Genomic DNA, 16,896 nt, shown 5'->3' with positions numbered 1-16,896 from the left:
CGGAGCCCGGAGAAGAGATCGGGCACTATGTTTCGACCGAGCCGTTCGATCCACTGGCCGCCGAAAAACTGACGCCGGAGCAGGAGAAGTTCTACTTCGCATCCCAGCGGCAGCTGATCTGGTGGAAATTCAAGCGGCACAAGCTCGCGCTCTACTCGGCGGTGTTCTTGCTGTTTTGCTATTTCATCATCACCTTTGCCGAGTTCTTCGCGCCCTATGATCTGGCGCGCCGGCACGTCAATCATATCTACGCGCCGCCGCAAGGGATTCATCTTTTCGAAGACGGGGAGTTCGTCGGGCCGAGGGTCTACCAGCGCGTTCGCACACTCAATCTGGAGGTGATGAAACGCGAATATGCGGTGAATTACGACAAGAGCTACGCCATCCATTTCTTTTGCGATGGCGATCCGTACAAGCTCTGGGGCCTCTTCGATTCCAGCAAGCACCTCTTTTGTGTCGAGGACGGCGGAACCCTGTTCCTGTTCGGCACCGACAGGCTCGGGCGGGACATGTTCTCGCGCATCATCTACGGCGCGCGTATATCGATCACCATCGGCCTGATCGGCATTGCGGTCAGCTTTGTCCTCGGCATCACGATCGGCGGGCTGGCGGGCTACTACGGCGGCTGGGTCGATGTGGTCGTCCAGCGCATCATCGAGGTTCTGCAATCGATACCCAGCATACCGCTCTGGATGGCGCTGGCCGCCATATTACCGGTCACCTGGAGCCCGATATTGGTCTATTTCGGGATCACCATAATATTGGGGCTGCTCGACTGGACGGGGCTTGCCCGCGCCGTGCGATCGAAACTCCTATCCCTGCGAGAGGAAGATTACGTCCTTGCCTCGCAGCTCATGGGGGCCAAACCCCGGCGCATTATCCTGCGCCACCTCATACCGGGCTTCATGAGCCATCTCATCGCCTCGGCGACGATCACCATCCCCGCCATGATCCTCGGCGAGACATCGCTGAGCTTCCTTGGTCTCGGCCTCCGTCCGCCGGTCACCAGTTGGGGTGTGCTTCTGAACGAAGCGCAGAACATCAACGTGGTCGTGCTCTATCCATGGCTGATACTGCCGGTGGTGCCGGTCATCCTTGTGATCCTGGCCTTCAATTTCATGGGTGACGGGCTGAGGGACGCAGCCGATCCGTACAATTAGGACATGCTGTTCAGGCAGTCGTGCGTCGTTCCACGACGCTGTCTATGACCGATTTGAATGTCCGCGCGACTGCACGCACATCGTGCCGGTCACGAACATAGTCATGGCCGCGCTTTCCGAGCTGGTCTCTTAGCGCAGCATCGTTCAGCAATTTTCGCACCGACCGGGACAACGCGTTGACGTCGTCCGCCTCGCTAAGCAGACCACCGACGCCACTCTCCACGACCAGGGGCACACCGGCGGTCTCAAACGCCACCACCGGCAAACCCCTTGACTGCGCTTCAAGATAGACGAGGCCGATGGCTTCGCCGACACCCGGCCAAAGGAACAGGTCGCTGCGGTCCATGAGCCCGAACATATCCTCATGGGCAACGCTGCCCAAAAACCGGATGCGCTCGTTGCCTGCAAATTTGAGTTGCCCGGCGATTGTGTCTCGCTCGGGACCGTCCCCGGCGACCACCAGCGTCCAGTCGAGATCCATGACCCGTTCCAGCGCCTGCGCAAGCCATTGATAACTTTTCGCTTTGGCGCCAGGCCGCATCATTCCGGCCGCAAGGATAACCGGCGGTTTGTTAGGTGCCCCACGGTTGCCGCTCCGCCGCGGCTGCTGAGAAAGATCGATAAAAGGTGGAATTCGGATGGCCGTTTTCATGTCGGGCAGGACGGTTTCCAGGTAGCGCCAGTCGCTGTCCTTCAGCACAAAGTTGGCGTCCGCCTTCCGTACGGCGTCCTGAACGGCACTGCGGCCCTTCAGCCAGTCATCCGCTCCGCCCTGATTGGTGCGGCAGGCCTCCGCCGTGACGTAAGGAATATCGAAACGCTGCGAGAGGCCCGGCCCCAGCCAGTCCGGAGACTTGCAATAGGGATGGTAGGTAAACCAGACGTCAGGCGCCGCGTCGGGATCCGTCTGCCAAAGACGTGTTATGCGCTCTTCCTCGGCCGCCACATCTGCCCGGCGCTTGTCGTAAAGCTCTTGGGAAGGTCGTTTCTGATAGCTGATCACCTCTGAAACAAGTGTCACCGAATAGCCCGCCAGCCGCAGAGCGCGCATCATCAGCCGAGCGATTTCGCGATCTCCGGACGGAATGGGATGATCCGGAGATTTGAGTGGCGCGTAAAAGGCGATTGTCCTGGTCATGGCAAACGGCTCAAGAGACTGCCCGGGCCGTGACGCGTTGCAGAATTCGCGCTGTCTCTTCAGCCCCACCCTGGCGGATTTGGCTCCAGTCGGGCGGTGGCATGGCCAAAGCGCGGGAGATCGCACTGCCAATGTGCTCCGGCGTTTTTTCCTCATGTGAGAGCATGACCGCCAGTTTCCTATCGGCGAGAAGTTCGGCCCTGCGCAGCTGTTCCGTTTCCTTGTCGTTCCACTGGGGTGCGATGACCGCCCGGCATCCGGCTGCCATGACGTCGGCGATTGTATTGTATCCGGCAAGAGAAATGGAGAGTTTGGCTGACCTCAAGGTCGCGCAAAGGTCAGGCACGAATGGCCGGATTTCGATATCGGACGCGTCAAGCCCGGCAAGATCCGCCTTGTCCATGAAAGGACCGGTCAACAGACACCACCGGGCCGTGGCAAGCTCCGTCCCCGGCTTTGCCTGCGCTGCCGCACGCACGAGTTCCCGGCCCAGCATGCCGCCGCCAACCGATACCACGACATCGAAGCGGTCATCATCGGCAGGCGGTTCCTTAGATGCCGACGGCGTGACGATGCCGGTGTAATGGGTAATGTCCGCGATCTCGGAGGCAAACGGGAAGGTTGCCGAAAGGTCAACAAGTCCGGGGTCGCCGTGGACAAGGACCCCATCGAAATACCGGTTCAGCAAATCGGCCGTCTGCCGGTCCTTTTTGACCTTGTTGCCTTCCTGCAGGATATCGCGGACCGAACAAAAGACCTGAGGCCGACCACGGCGTGCCGAGACGGTTTCCATCAGCGGCAGCAGTTCAAAATGCATCTGCCGGCGGCCGAAGGGAAAGGCTTCGGTGATGAGCAAGTCCGGGTCCGTGGCGTCCAGAATGCTCAATATGCGGTCGCGCCGGTCGGCCTTGTAAGCACCGTCCGCAACGCGGCCGTCGTGCGTAATGAGCTTTGAAAAGTCGCCCTTGTCGGAGGTGAGGGCGGGCAGGAAATGAACCCTGGCCCCGCAAGCGGTGACATTGGAGAGCTTCTCGCCGCCATGGATCACATCAACGGCAAAACCGCTGCGCGTCAGCGCTTCCACAATCCGCATCGTTCGAAACACATGGCCGACGCCCAGCAGATGCTGAACGTAGTAAAGGACTTTTACATCACGGTTCATTGCGCTGCGTCTTTTAAGGCCGGCGGCAGCCCCTTATCCCCAAACAGCTTTATGAGGTGTTGTATCTCCAGGAGATGGTCAAACGAAGAAGAGACTTTCCTTGCACCGTTTTGTCCCATGCGACCGCGTTCTGCCGGGTCTCTTGCAAGTTTTTCGACAGCCGCGGCCAGTGCGGTCTCGTCGTCGGGCTTGACCAGAATGCCGTTCTCGCCGTCTTCGATCAGTTCGACAATACCGGATATGGGCGTTGAGATGCAGGCGAGGCCCTGGCTTTGCGCTTCGACCAGAACATTGGGCAAGCCGTCACGGTCTCCATCCGGCGCGATCCGGGACGGCAGCACGAAGAGATCGCTTTCACGATAGGTCTTTAAGACGAACGCCTGCTCTTTGGAGCCGAGCATGCGAGCCCGGTCCTTGAGGCCGAGCTCTTCAATCTGGTGTTTGAGCTGATCCGACAAAACGCCGCCGCCGATATGGGTCCATTGCCAATGCAGGTCAGGCGGAAGCAGCGCGAGGGCGTTGACCAGCGTATCAAGGCCTTTCTTTTTGACCGCACGGCCCACCGTGACGATCCTCACCGGCTCCGCCTCCCGGCTTCCGTCACGCGGGGAAGGCGCATGTTTCGGCTGAGGAAAACGTTTCAGGTCAATTCCATGGTGGACCAGGTGCACCGTATCCGGATGGCTGCACAGCGACTGAAGGTGCTCATGTCCCGCCTTCGTGCAGGTGACCGTCCAGGCGGCATCATCGAGTTTTTCCGACAACTCCCAGTCAGGAGAGGTCCAGATATCCTTCGCGTGGGCCGAGCAGCTCCAGCCCTTGCCGGTCATGAGATGCGTATATCGCGTCACTGAGCCGGGTGTATGGATGAAATGAACGTAAAGCCATTCGGTATTCGCCGGCAGTTCATTCGCCATGACCAGCGCCTGGCCAAACCGTCTGATACGGTTGCGGGTGCGGTCGCGAAGAAGATCCTTGAGAAACCGCCTCAGGGCGGAACGATAACCGGGCAGTTTTCGGCTGGCCAGCCATCCCCGCAGCACCCGCAACGGTTCCTCATGCAGATATTCCGGCAGATACGTCACCGGAGCCTTGATTTCCGAATGGATGGGATGACGCTGCTTGTCCGTAGGATGGCGAAGGGAAAACAGACGCAGCGAAAAACCGGCACGCTCGAGCTCGAGAATCTCCTGCGCGATGAACGTTTCCGACAGCCGCGGATAACCCTTCAAAATGACCGCAATCGTTCCGCTCATCAGCCTACGCGCTCGACCTGCAATGACGGATGGTTCCGCGCCGCAAGAATGGTCCCGACCTTTTCTCCGATCCGCTGAAGGCCGGATGTATCGAGCTTGTAGCCCGGTACCGGATTTTCCGCGCGGCGGATAAGCGATCGTATGTGCGCCGCGAAGCCGGCCGGATTAACGGCCTGGTCCCCTTTTACGACCTCGCAGAGCCCCAGAGCCTTGGCCCGTTCCGCCCGGATCAGCTGTTCCATGCGCGGCGTCTGTCTTGGAACGAACAGAACCTGCCTGTCGCGCGCAATGACCTCGCAAAATGTGTTGTAGCCGCACATGCCGATCACGGCGCGCGAATGCCGGATCAGCGTTTCCGGTTCGGTGTTGAAGCCGATCACCGTGGTGCCCGAAATGCGCTTGGCACGGGACCGGATGTCCTTTTCATGGACGCCATTCGAGAACGGACCCAACAAGAGCACCGCGGGGCAGGGCATCGAAGGGTCTTCCTCATAGGCGCTCAGGACGGCGTTCATCAGGAATTCGCCGTCGCCGCCGCCGCCGGCCGTGACCAGCAGATAATCGTCCGGCAAGCCGGCCTGGGGCCGCTGTTCGAACTCCGGATGCGGCTGGTAGAGATAGCCCGTATAGCTGCACCGCGACACGACGGATGGCGGCAGATCCAGGCCCTGCAGCGGATCGTAGAAGTCGGGCGATCCATAGACCCATATATGATCGTAAAGTCCTTCAATTGCGTCGAATATGCCCTTGTTTTTCCACTCCTCCTGAAGCTTCTCGGGTTCGTCCAGCACGTCGCGCAAGCCCAGCACCAGGGTGGTGCCCTGTGCTCTGAGAAACTCCAGTGCCTCCGACAATTCGCCGCCGAGCCCGAGCGGCTCCTTGTCGGCAATGAAGATGTCCGCCGGCTGGCGCCGCAAAAACTCGTTGATACTGCGCTTTCGCGCGTCAATCGCCTGTTCGAAGCTCAGTTCGGGGTCTGCGGACCGGTAATGTCCGTCCGGCAGTTTTTCCACCTGATCGATTTCGAAATACCGGATGCGCGGATGGGCCGCGTATTCACCGGACAATCCCGTCCCGGTGATGATCGTCGCGGTCAGAGACGGGAACGCCTCAACGAGCGATCTCGCTATCTTGCGATTTCGCCTGATATGCCCGAGACCGAACGTGTCGTGGCTGTAAAGGATGAGATGCGTTGTTATGCTGAAAGTTCCCGACGTGCCATGGTTGAGGTTCAGAGCCTTATTCTGTCCATCCGGTTTCCGACTTATCAAACATGCCCTGACAGGGCTTTAACAGATAAATCATCGGATTTCACGCGCTTGTAGATAAGTCGCCGTTTTGAGGATGTCACTGAGGATTTGCGCGATTGTGAAGCAAGTTGAGCGGTCCGAGCAGGTATTTTGTCTGGTTTGTCGCGGGGATAAGCTGGTAGTGTGCCGCCGGTCGGCCCGTTGATCACAACAATAAGCTGCTCGGCAGCAAGGGGGAGCGATGAAATCCGCTTTGGTCGAATTCATCAAAATATCGGTGTTGTTTCTCGTTCTGCTGGCTGTCCCGCAGGCCGGTTTTGCACAGACCGCCATCCTTGATTCGCTGAGCGGCGGCGCGCAGGAGGCGGAAAAGAGCAGTTCGGACGCCCTGAATACGCTGATTGAGGATGCCAGGGCGGACGGATCCACCGTGATCGTTATCGCTCCGCCATCTGCCGGCGGCGATCGGAGCGACAGCGCCGCGCCAATGGCCATGAACAGCGAAATGCTGCTGATGGCGCGCAACAACATAAGGGGAATGATCGAAGGCATCGGAAACTTCCGGGAAAAGCTTGTCGATGCGCTGGAGAAGTCAAGTTACGACGGCACGCCCTGGTGGCTTGCCTGGGCGGTCGGCACCGCCCTGTTCGGCATGGCGCTCGGTCTCGGTATCTACAAATTCGTGTCCCGCTGGATGCGTGATCAATTCCGTTCCCACTACAAAGACGAAAATCTGACGCGCGCGGACAAGCTGACCTATCTGATGATGCGCGGCGGCCTGATCATGTTTTCAACGGCGATCATGTTTTCGGTGACAATCCTGGTTGCGGTGGTTCTCGACTACGAACACGAACCGTCCCGAATGACGATCTTCACCATCGTTGCGACCTATGCCTGCTACCGGATTTTCCGCTACGTCATCATGCTGAATTTCTTTGCGCCGGACATACCGACGCACCGCATGATCAACCTCGATGACCGGCGTGCCCGCAAGCTCTACAATGACTGGATTTTCGTTGCCGTCGCCGCGAGCTTCATACTCGGCATTGTCGCCTGGGTGCGCGGACTTGGTATCGAGGACAACAGCTACCGTCTCCTGGCCATCGGCGGTGTCGGCCTTGTCTGCATCCTGATCGCCGCGCTGACGATCAGGCACAGCAAGGACACACATGATATCGTCCTCGGCGCAGGCCAAGACGGCGGGCACACCAGGTGGCGCAAATTCGCCGCCCGGGCCGTCACGCCCTTGATGCTGATCTACATAGCGGTGTCCTGGGTCGTCAGTTCCTTCAGGCTCGCGCTTGGCCTTCCGGGAGGCTACACCATCATTATGGCGCCGATGATCGTCTTCATCGGCGGCGCGCTTGTCTATGCCATCGCCATTGTCGTTCTCGACCGGATATATGAGAGGCGGGAAAAGAACTTCCGGCGCATACAGATCATAAAGCTGCGCCGCGCACGCGCCGAAGCCCGGCGCCGTGAGGCGGCGGAGCGCATGGCCGCGGAGGCGGAGGCCGACGAGGAGGCATTGGTCGGCGAAGGCGAAGAGATGATCGTTCACCATGTCGAACCGCCGGCGGACGAACACATCCCGCTCGAATACAAGCCGCTGTTCAAACGGCTGATTGAAAATGCGATCGTCACACTGATCTTTGTCTTCGCAGTCGGGGAACTCGGGCGGCTCTGGGGCGTCGACTATGACCGGATCGGCGGCCATCCGCTGGCGACGGTCCTCGATAGCATCCTCATCATCGTCTACACCTATCTGGCCTACCAGGCCGTCAATCTCTTTATCGACCAGAAGATCATCGAAGAGGGCGGGTCGCTTGACGATACACCCGCCAGCCCCGGCGACGGCGACAGCGAAGGCGGCATCGGTGAATCGCGCATGGCGACACTGCTTCCCATCTTCCGCAGCGTATTCGTCGTGCTCCTCGTCATGGTTTCCGTCGCCTTCATTCTGTCCGACTGGGGAGTCAATATCGCGCCGCTTTTCGCCGGTGCCGGTGTTGTCGGCCTCGCAATCGGCTTTGGAGCCCAAACACTCATACGGGACATCTTCTCCGGCGTCTTCTTCCTGGTCGACGACGCTTTCCGAAAGGGCGAGTACATTGAAGTCGGCACCGTAAAGGGCGTGATCGAGAAGATATCGATGCGTTCGTTCCAACTGCGCCATCATCTCGGCGCGGTCCACACAATTCCTTTCGGGGAGATCAAGCAGCTGACGAACTATTCGCGTGACTGGGTGATGATGAAGCTGCCGCTCAGGCTGACCTACGGCACGGATGTCGAGCGTGTGCGCAAGCTGATCAAGAAGCTCGGGCAGGAACTGCTCGAGCACGACCAGATCGGCCACCTGTTTCTCCAGCCGCTCAAGTCGCAGGGTGTCTATGCCATGGAGGACTCCGCCATGATCATCCGGGTCAAATTCATGACCCGTCCCGGTGATCAGTTCGTGACCCGCAAGGTCATCTACGGGGCCATCCGCGACCTTTTCGAGAAAGAAGGGATCACCTTCGCGCATCGTGAGGTGACCGTCCGTCTGGCGGAGGAAAGTCAGGCGAACAACCTGACGCCGGAGCAAAAGGAGGCCATCACCGGATCCGTTCGCAGCCTGATCGATGAGGAGGAAGCCCAACGCGAGGCGGCCGGTGCCGCCAAGCCAGGTCGATGAAGCGCGCGTTCACGTTTTTGTTGTAATTCGTTACGGATTCGGCAACAGTCAGGGCGGGCGAAAGGAAGCGGGGCGGTGGACGCATGAAGGGGCGGGAGCTTGATCTGATTTCAGAATTCGGCGCTCGCCGGCCCGGCCTCGTACCGAAACTGATCTGGAAACTGGCGACCCACCGCCGCATCGCCCGCAAGACGCGCAAATATATTCGAAAGAACTTCGCACGCGGATTTCCCGGCCCTTACGATGTGGAGGCGGAAGGCGTTCGGATCCGCGCCTATCCGATGGAGAATTATTGCGACCGGATCGCCGTTGGCCGCGGCTGTCTTCCCGAGATGCCGGAGCGGCGCCTGATCGGCCCCTATGTGAAGCCGGGTATGGTCTTTGTCGATATCGGCGCAAATATCGGCACCTACAGCCTCTTTGTCGCCGAACGCTGCGGCGAGGACGCCCAGATACTCGCATTCGAACCGCATCCGAGAACCTACGCCAAATTGTCGTTCAACATCAAAGCCAACGCCGGGAGCGGTATCGAGGCAATCAATCAGGGCGTTGGCGTCAAGAACGAAAGGCTGCGGCTTTATTCCAGCGGCGGGACCAATATCGGCACGGCGTCAATCCTGCCGGAAGCGGCAACCGATCATGAGTTTGTCGAGATCAGGGTCACACCGATTGCGGAGGCTTTGAAGAAGCGGCTCATCCGGCGCATTGATCTCTTGAAGATCGATATCGAAGGGTTCGAGGACCGCGCGCTTCTTCCCCTGATGACGGAGGAAAACAAAACGCTTTGGCCCGCCGCCGTGTTGATCGAGACGGTGCTGCGGCAACACTGGCAGTCGGACTGTGTCGGCGAACTGGAGAAGCTCGGTTATTCCGTCGCCGGAGACACGGGCGAGAACCTGCTTTTGCTTCATCCGATGACGGAAAAACTGGAATCCTGATTGACTGCGCGATTGCGCGAAAAACTGGCCATCGACACATCCAGGCCGACATTTTGCAGATGAAACCGCACCGGATCGGCGTCGTGGTCGTGGCCGTTCTCGCATGCGTCGATCAACATGGCCATCATGCCACCAGCCACCGGGGCGTTCTTGAACTGATTCCCGCTGGTGCCGACAGCCATATAGAAGCCGTCCAGATCGCTGCGGTCGTAAATCGGTATCCAATCCTCGGTGACATCATAAAGGGCGACCGTTCCCCTCGCTCTGGACGGGATCGGCAGGTCGGGAAATCTCTGCGCCATGCGCATGACAAGAACGTTCCACTGATCCGAAAAGCTGTCGTCGTAATTGTCCGGGTCGTCGACCCAGATCTGTTCATCGCAGGGCGGATCCTCCGAGCCGATGAGAACATTGTTGCCGACTTCCGGCCGGCAATAGGCGGCGATGTCGCCATCGGAATACACGACACCCTGCTTGTCGAAGTCGACGCCCTGCGGCGCCTTCACATGAGCAACCTCATGGCGAAGGGCCCGTGTCGTGATGTTCATTCCGGCATCGACACCGCATAGCCTGTTTATCGCCGATGAGTGCGGCCCGGCGACATTGATCACCACCGGCGCTTCGATCGCGTGGTTCCCGTCAAGCACGACGCCGCTGACGCGTCCGCCCGACCGGGTGATGCCGGTCACGGTCCGGTTGAACGCAAACTCCGCGCCGCGGCGCTGCGCGGCGCATTGCGCGTTGAACGCGGCCAGCTTCGGATCGTTGACGTAACCGCCTCGCGGAAAGAACACCGCCCCGTCGATCCGCGGCCCGGTCGGAAGCCCGAATCCGTCATCGTCCAGCAGTTTGGCCGGATGGAATTGGTGCAGATCCGGGTTCGGCATGTACCGCGCGATGTCCTGCGGCTCGATGTGCTCATAGGGACAGCCGATCTGGTCCATGATCGCACAGACGCGCTGCAGGTGATGGTTTTGATCCGTCTTGACCACAAGGCAGCCGATATCGCGGTAACTGATCAGATCTTCGTCGTCCCCGGCATTGAGGTAGCGAGCCCAATCGCTCCAGTAGTGCCAGCCCTCATAGGCAAGGGCGCAGGTTTCGAGCGTCGAATAATAGGTTCGGATGATCGCGCAGGAGCCCGATGTGGAACCGTAACCGGCCTGCGGCAGCTTATCGACCGACAGTGTCCTCCACCCGCGTTTCGCCAGTTCATAGGCGGTGCAGGCGCCGATAACACCGGCTCCGATAATCACGGCGTCGTATGAGGAAGGTTCGGGCATGCTCAAGTCCTTGAGTTCGCTTTCTGCAAAAGGCTCCTAAAGCGGACGCTCGGCCGCAAGTCGCGCGCGTTGCCTGATGGGAGCGTAGTCTGCTTCATCCGTTTGGGCAAAACCGGTCAAAAGCAACGCGTCGGCGCACTGGCCGTCAAGCGCCGCCATCGCTTCGACGACGGCAAGGTGCAGGCGCTCGACGCGCCACTCGGAACGCCGCGCGCATATGAATGGCAGGCCGGGCAAAGGGTCGGTCTTTTCGATAACGCGCAGGTCCCTGGCCAAAACCTCATGGCGCAGCGCCAGGCGCCATGAAACGGCATCGATCGCGGCCACATCCGCCTTGCCTTCGGCCACCATCTGGACCGAAGCCCGGTGCGAACCGGTCCGGAGCGCGTCGCCGAAGAAACGCTCCCTCGCGGTCAGATCTTTGAGACGATGGCAGAGCACGGCATATCCGGAAAGAGACTCCTCGCTGTTATAGGCGACCCTGGTGCCACGAAGATCGGCAAGGTCATGCGCTTCGTTGGCCCGGTGCACGACTATGACGCTGTAATAGCAGCCGGCACCGCAATCGATGTCATAGGCCGGCGTTCCGACGATGCTGACATGTTGCCGGAGCCTGTTCGTAAAAGGCAGGCCGCAGGTCTGCCCGAGGACAAGGCCGGGATCGGTCCAATGGCAGGCATCTCCTTTTCGGCACAAATCATCCGGCGCCGGAAAGCCAAAGGTGCGAAGACTGTCCCTCAAGCACACCCAAAGAGCATCGTTTGCCTGTTTGACCTCCGGCCAGTCATACATTGGCAGGCTGGCGACGCAGGCATCGCCCGCGCTCATTGTGGCGGGCCGCAATCGAGCGGATAAACCACCTTTTCCTTGCGGCGGAAAGCAAAGCGCATGAATATCTCGGCGTAACTGTTGAAGAGATATCCCTTGTTCATGGCAAGAAACCGGGCGCGATTGCGGCGATAGAGCGAAGGCAACTGATGCCAGGCAACCGCCGGATATGCGTGATGCACGGCATGCAGGTTGTTGTTCAGGAACAGGACGCTGAACGGCCCCCTGTCTTCGATGATGACGGAGCGGCCGCGAAGGCTCTCTTCGGCCTGGTGCTCCAGATAGGTGCGCACCATCAACAGCGACAGGCCGCCATAAGCGCACGCGGCATAGGACCAGAGTGAAAGAGGTGACCAGATCATCACGGCGGCGATGACAGGCACCACCAGAACCAGATGGACTGTCCAAGCCGCCATGACACGGCGATCGCCCGAAACAACTGCCTGCGTGTCGGAGATTGCCAGCCGTATCAGGCTGATCGCCGGTCCGAGCAGCATTCTGCCGGCAAGCGTGTTGTTGATCTGAAACACGGCTTTGACGGGCGCGGGCAGGCGCTGCCAGAAAGACTGCGACACATACCAGCTTTCCGGATCGTCATAGGGGTCGCAAATCCGCGCATTCAGATGGTGCTCAAGATGCAGATCCTTGAAGCGCATATACGGTATGTAAAGGCCGACAGGCAAAACCATGATGGCATCGTTGAGCCATTGAAACCGTGTCGGGTGGCCGTGCAGGCATTCATGCTGGAGTGAAGAGTGAAGAGTGATCACCGGAATCAGAAGAATGGCGGCGGCGATGGCGGAATAGGCGGAAAGGCCGATAAGCAGCGCGATCCACAACAGGTAGCAGAATATGATCAGAGCGGCCGTCCGCCACTCCGTTTTGTCCTTCAGAATCATTCCTTTGTCCCCAAAATACGCAATCACTATGGCGCAAGGGATAAAGGGTAGACAATGTGGCAATATGCGAAATAAAAAGAGAATACGTATCTGATTATGTGAATTATGGAAATTAATGAAAAATCGGGATATTACACAACAAATGGAGACAGAACGCACAGATAAGCGCGATGTGGCCGAGATTTTTCGTGACCGTATGGCGCTGCTGATCGCCCAGAAGGGCTTTAATCTAAGCCGTTTCTCCAAGAGTATCGGCATAGATCGCTCGGCGCTCAGCCAGTTTCTGGCGCCCGGTTCGACACGCCTTCCCAGAGCCGAAACGCTCTGCGCCATCGCCAGGACCTGCGGTGTTTCCCTTGACTGGCTCATGGGGCTGATCGCCGTCGATACGTTTGGCGAAGAGACCGCCCCGATGCTCGAGATCGAGCGGGTGACCGACGACACCGGCAGCCGGATGATCGCCGACTGGCACCGTGAGGCGATGGGCTACAAGATCCGCTATGTTCCGAGCGCGCTCCCGGATCTGCTGCGAACCGAAACGGTGCGCAGTTTCGAGTTCAATACACACGGCCGCGATGATCGCGGGGTCAGGGATCAGCTGGCCAAGGACCAGCTGACCTATTCGCGGCGGCCGGAAACGGACATGGAAGTATGCATGCCGCTGCAAAGGCTGGAGCAGTTCGCCAAGGGCCAGGGCGTGTGGCGCGGGCTGCCGGCCGACATCAGGCGCGAGCAGCTGGACCATATGGTCGCGCTGATTACCGAGCTCTATCCAACCTTCCGGCTGTTTCTTTACGACGGGCGGGAGAGTTATGCGGCGCCTTACACGCTGTTCGGACCGCTGCGCGCCGCCGTCTATCTCGGCAACATGTATCTTGTGGTCAATTCGGTCGACCACATCAGGGCGCTGGCCGGCCATTTCGACCAGTTGATCCGGATCGCCCGGTACGGACCGGACCGGGTGTCGGAATTCATTGTCGGCCTCTCGGGCTCCGTCACGCCCGACCGTTAGCCGCGTTCGTCCAACCGGATTTCACTGCGGGCGAAAGCGTTCTGGATCGCATTGCGCACGGCGAAGCCGACACCCTTCGGGTCGTTGCATTCCATGAGCCGGTGGATCAGTTCGATGTCTTTGACGAAGATCCCGACTTCCTCATCCCAGTTCCGGCTGGGCAAGCGGTAAAACCAGAGCCGGGCGGTTCGAAAGTAAAGCTCGTCATAGGTTTTCAGCAACAGGCTGTTGCCGATCATCCTGCAGATCGACGCGTGGCATTGCATGTCGGCGTCGGCGAACACGCCCGGATCCGATTGACCGAGCAAATCGTGATAGCCTGCCAGCGTCTTGCTCATTGCCTCGATCATGCAAGAGTCAATCGGTTTGGGTTGCAGCGTTCCGATAAGAGGAGCGATTTCCACGCGAAGCTGAACGGCTTGAAGCATGATCTCAAGCTCGAGCGGCGCAACGATGGTGCCGACGCCGTGGCGGGTTTTCACCAGGCCTTCATGGTCCATATGTTTGAGAACATTGCGCACCGGCGTCCTGCTGACGCCGAATTCCTCGCTGAGTTCATCGACATCCAGCCGCACGCCCGGTTCGTATTCCAGCGTGGTAATGCGTTTTCGGAGGACATGATGAATATGCTCGAAACGCTGCCGCCACGGACTGCGGTCGTCGCGCGTGTGAAAGACTTTTGGCAGTGCGCCGGACCCGGTCTGTTTCGGGTTGGGGCCCATCGTATTCCTCTCAGATATTCCGGCACGCATCAACGTGCATCAATATTTCCTGGTCAATGATAGCGGGCATTCCATCGTCACAGACGGCAGTTGTCCGTTGGTCATGGCCGTGAAATGCGCCGTTGCCTTTAAATCTGCCATGAAATGGAACCCATTGCATAGTATTCCGACTCGGCAATCCCGGAGCAAGGAGAACGCGCATCATGAAACGCCTTGCAGTATCAACGGTACTGATCGTGCTGTCGGCAAACGCCGCCGGCGCGGCCGATATCACCGGTTTGTGGCAAACGCAGCCGGCAGGAAACGGCGCCTATCTCAAGGTCAGGATCGAGCCGTGTGGCGCCAATATGTGCGGCATCATAGACGGTGCATTCACATCCGACCACAAGCCTGCCACCGACTTCAAGGATGTCGGCAGGCAGATGATATGGGACATGAAATCGGACGGGTCGGGTACGTGGGACGGCGGCAAGATATGGTCGCCGGAAAACAATATAACGGCCAATGGCAAGCTGGCGCTCAAGGGCGACAAGCTGGTCGTTTCCGGCTGCAAGGGTCCGATCTGCCGCTCTCAGGACTGGACGCGCGTGAAATAGCCCGGCGGCCGGGTAATCATCATGCAGACTGGAACCACTCAAGAACCCATTCAGGCCTAAAGTGTTACCCATGTCTCCGGAACGGACATGATTTTATTGGTGAGCCGACAGGGGCTCGAACCCTGGACCTACTGATTAAAAGTCAGTTGCTCTACCAGCTGAGCTATCGGCTCCCGAAGTCCCGGTAGCCGGGCTCAAGAATTGCGCGGAACATATGCATGTGACCTGATCGGGTCAACAGCAAAAATACATCAAAATTTGCCCTTTGCGGCATTTCATCACGCCACGCGAAAAGGTGACTGGCGCGTGATCGCCCGCCGTCCTATTAAGATGACAAACACAAAGCGGATTTGACCTTGAGCATCGCCGACATATCACTTCTTGCCGCGATACTTGCCGGCGGATTGTCGTTCCTTTCCCCTTGCGTCCTGCCGCTGGTGCCGCCCTATCTTTGCTACATGGCCGGCGTCAGCGTGGAGGATTTTCAGGCGGAAAACAAAAGCGATGCGGTTGCCCGGCGCTCCATCCTGCTCGCCTCGTTTTTCTTTACGCTCGGCTTCTCCACAGTCTTCGTTGCCCTGGGGGCGGGTGCATCCAGCATCGGCGGGCTTTTGCGCGCCCACATGGACGTGCTGGCGCAGATCGCCGGTGTCGTGATCATCATCATGGGGCTTCATTTCCTCGGCGTGTTTCGCATCGGCATCCTGGCGCGCGAGGCGCGGTTTCAGGTTGGCGGAACACCGGCAACGGTGACCGGCGCCTATATTATGGGGCTTGCCTTCGCCTTCGGCTGGACACCGTGCATTGGTCCGGTTCTCGGTGCGATTTTGGGCGTTGCAGGCGCGCGCGACACCGTTGGAGACGGGGCGGTTCTGCTTGCGGCCTATTCGCTGGGCCTTGCCGTGCCGTTCTGGATCGCGGCGGGATTTTCCGGCATGTTCATGCGTTTCCTCTCCCGCTTCCGCCACCATCTGGGTCTGGTCGAAAAGGCGATGGGCGGTTTGCTGGTCCTGACCGGCATTCTGTTCCTGACCGGCGGCATGCAGCGCATGGCATTCTGGCTGCTTGAGACCTTTCCCGCATTCGCCAATATCGGCTGACCGGCCGGGTCGGCCTCGGGAAGGCTTTCCCTCACACCACAATTTCTTTAGACGTCGCCTGTATGGTGTGGGGCGGTAAAGGAATGGAGAATGCTATGACGCGCAGCTGTCTGGCAGTGGTGCTGGCGGCCGGAGACGGCACGCGGATGAAGTCTTCCCGATCGAAGGTGCTGCACCCCGTCGGCAATCTGCCGATGATCGCGCATGTGGTGAATGCCGCGCGGGATGCCGCCGTCGATGCGCTTGCGGTGGTGGTCGGCCGGGATGCCGACGCGGTCGCCGAAGCGGCCGGGCCCAAAGTTCCCGCCACCACGAGAATGCAGACCGAACGCCTCGGCACGGCCCACGCGGTGCTGGCCGCGCGCGACGATATCGCAAAGGGTTACGACGATCTGCTCGTCATTTTCGGCGACACGCCTCTTGTGACGTCGCAAACGCTGCTCAAGGCACGCCAAGCGCTCGCCGGCGGCGCCGATGTCGTCGTGATCGGCTTCAGAACCGGCAATCCCGAGGGGTACGGCCGGCTGATCGAGGAGAACGGCCAGCTTTGCGCCATTCGCGAGCATCGCGATGCCTCCGCCGAGGAGTTGGAAATCACCTTCTGCAATGGCGGCATGATGGCAATCTCCGGACGCCTTGCACTCGATCTGATCGATTCGATCGGCAACGACAACGCAAAGGGCGAGTATTACCTCACCGATATTGTCGGCATTGCGCGTGCGCGCGGCGGCAGCGTGGTCGCCATCGAAGCGGACGTGGAAGAGATCCTCGGCGTCGACACGCGGGCCGGCCTGGCCCGCGTCGAAGCCATCTGGCAGGCGCGCAAGCGGCACGATCTGATGATGGCCGGCGTGTCCCTGGTGGCGCCGGAAACGGTG

At 59.5% G+C, this 16,896-nt stretch carries 15 protein-coding genes and 1 tRNA gene; 7 read left to right on the top strand and 9 right to left on the bottom strand.

All coding sequences use genetic code 11. The annotated features are described in order from the left end of the window. Positions 1–1,160 (top strand): ABC transporter permease (locus AC5E6N_RS17405; RefSeq protein WP_491749002.1); only part of this gene is annotated, 1,160 nt, incomplete at its 5' end. 10 nt (positions 1,161–1,170) lie between these two features. Here AC5E6N_RS17405 and AC5E6N_RS17400 read toward each other — a convergent pair. Genes AC5E6N_RS17400 through AC5E6N_RS17385 form a run of 4 tightly spaced genes read right to left on the bottom strand, consistent with a single transcriptional unit; the run spans position 1,171 to position 5,987 of the window. Further along, positions 1,171–2,298 (bottom strand): glycosyltransferase family 4 protein, encoded by a 1,128-nt coding sequence (locus AC5E6N_RS17400; protein WP_491749001.1) that lies wholly within the window; start codon positions 2,296–2,298, stop codon positions 1,171–1,173. Between the two features lie 10 nt (positions 2,299–2,308). Beyond that, on the bottom strand, positions 2,309–3,460 hold the full coding sequence (locus AC5E6N_RS17395) for a glycosyltransferase family protein (RefSeq protein ID WP_491749000.1): 1,152 nt from the start codon (positions 3,458–3,460) through the stop codon (positions 2,309–2,311). Then, on the bottom strand, positions 3,457–4,716 hold the full coding sequence (locus AC5E6N_RS17390; RefSeq protein ID WP_491748999.1) for a glycosyltransferase: 1,260 nt from the start codon (positions 4,714–4,716) through the stop codon (positions 3,457–3,459). Before AC5E6N_RS17390 ends, AC5E6N_RS17395 begins: the two co-directional genes overlap by 4 nt. Continuing rightward, positions 4,716–5,987, bottom strand: a complete 1,272-nt coding sequence (locus tag AC5E6N_RS17385) for a glycosyltransferase family protein (protein ID WP_491748998.1) — start codon at positions 5,985–5,987, stop codon at positions 4,716–4,718. The genes AC5E6N_RS17390 and AC5E6N_RS17385 overlap by 1 nt, the downstream gene beginning before the upstream one ends. A gap of 220 nt (positions 5,988–6,207) precedes the next feature. On the opposite strand from AC5E6N_RS17385, the gene AC5E6N_RS17380 reads away from it, so the two are divergent. Then, positions 6,208–8,640 (top strand): mechanosensitive ion channel family protein, encoded by a 2,433-nt coding sequence (locus AC5E6N_RS17380; RefSeq protein ID WP_491748997.1) that lies wholly within the window; start codon positions 6,208–6,210, stop codon positions 8,638–8,640. An 83-nt stretch (positions 8,641–8,723) separates the two neighbouring features. Next, positions 8,724–9,578, top strand: a complete 855-nt coding sequence (locus AC5E6N_RS17375) for an FkbM family methyltransferase (protein ID WP_491748996.1) — start codon at positions 8,724–8,726, stop codon at positions 9,576–9,578. Here the strand turns inward: AC5E6N_RS17375 and AC5E6N_RS17370 are convergent. Genes AC5E6N_RS17370 through AC5E6N_RS17360 form a run of 3 tightly spaced genes read right to left on the bottom strand, consistent with a single transcriptional unit; the run spans position 9,548 to position 12,588 of the window. Then, on the bottom strand, positions 9,548–10,861 hold the full coding sequence (locus AC5E6N_RS17370; RefSeq protein ID WP_491748995.1) for an NAD(P)/FAD-dependent oxidoreductase: 1,314 nt from the start codon (positions 10,859–10,861) through the stop codon (positions 9,548–9,550). The two genes, AC5E6N_RS17375 and AC5E6N_RS17370, sit on opposite strands and share 31 nt — an antisense overlap. A gap of 36 nt (positions 10,862–10,897) precedes the next feature. Beyond that, on the bottom strand, positions 10,898–11,689 hold the full coding sequence (locus tag AC5E6N_RS17365) for a phosphate/phosphite/phosphonate ABC transporter substrate-binding protein (RefSeq protein ID WP_491748994.1): 792 nt from the start codon (positions 11,687–11,689) through the stop codon (positions 10,898–10,900). Then, positions 11,686–12,588: a fatty acid desaturase gene (locus tag AC5E6N_RS17360; protein ID WP_491748993.1), complete on the bottom strand. Its 903-nt coding sequence runs from the start codon at positions 12,586–12,588 to the stop codon at positions 11,686–11,688. Before AC5E6N_RS17360 ends, AC5E6N_RS17365 begins: the two co-directional genes overlap by 4 nt. 142 nt (positions 12,589–12,730) lie before the next feature. Here AC5E6N_RS17360 and AC5E6N_RS17355 point away from each other — a divergent pair, with 142 nt between their 5' ends. Next, complete coding sequence (locus tag AC5E6N_RS17355) at positions 12,731–13,600, top strand: helix-turn-helix domain-containing protein (protein WP_491748992.1); 870 nt, start codon at positions 12,731–12,733, stop codon at positions 13,598–13,600. Here AC5E6N_RS17355 and AC5E6N_RS17350 read toward each other — a convergent pair. Then, positions 13,597–14,322, bottom strand: a complete 726-nt coding sequence (locus tag AC5E6N_RS17350; RefSeq protein ID WP_491748991.1) for a GntR family transcriptional regulator — start codon at positions 14,320–14,322, stop codon at positions 13,597–13,599. The two genes, AC5E6N_RS17355 and AC5E6N_RS17350, sit on opposite strands and share 4 nt — an antisense overlap. Before the next feature lie 203 nt (positions 14,323–14,525). Here AC5E6N_RS17350 and AC5E6N_RS17345 point away from each other — a divergent pair, with 203 nt between their 5' ends. Then, complete coding sequence (locus AC5E6N_RS17345; protein ID WP_491748990.1) at positions 14,526–14,918, top strand: DUF2147 domain-containing protein; 393 nt, start codon at positions 14,526–14,528, stop codon at positions 14,916–14,918. Between the two features lie 97 nt (positions 14,919–15,015). Here AC5E6N_RS17345 and AC5E6N_RS17340 read toward each other — a convergent pair. Continuing rightward, a tRNA-Lys gene (locus AC5E6N_RS17340) sits at positions 15,016–15,091 on the bottom strand. Between the two features lie 183 nt (positions 15,092–15,274). Here AC5E6N_RS17340 and AC5E6N_RS17335 point away from each other — a divergent pair. Together AC5E6N_RS17335 and AC5E6N_RS17330 are read left to right on the top strand one after the other, a co-directional pair. After that, positions 15,275–16,018, top strand: coding sequence for a cytochrome c biogenesis CcdA family protein (locus AC5E6N_RS17335; RefSeq protein WP_491748989.1), 744 nt, complete (start codon positions 15,275–15,277; stop codon positions 16,016–16,018). Between the two features lie 95 nt (positions 16,019–16,113). Beyond that, positions 16,114–16,896 (top strand): NTP transferase domain-containing protein (locus AC5E6N_RS17330; RefSeq protein ID WP_491748988.1); only part of this gene is annotated, 783 nt, incomplete at its 3' end.

Source organism: Hoeflea sp., assembly GCF_984452065.1.
The sequence above is the reverse complement of the archived record's forward strand: the minus strand, read 5'-3'. Positions and strand labels throughout refer to the sequence as shown.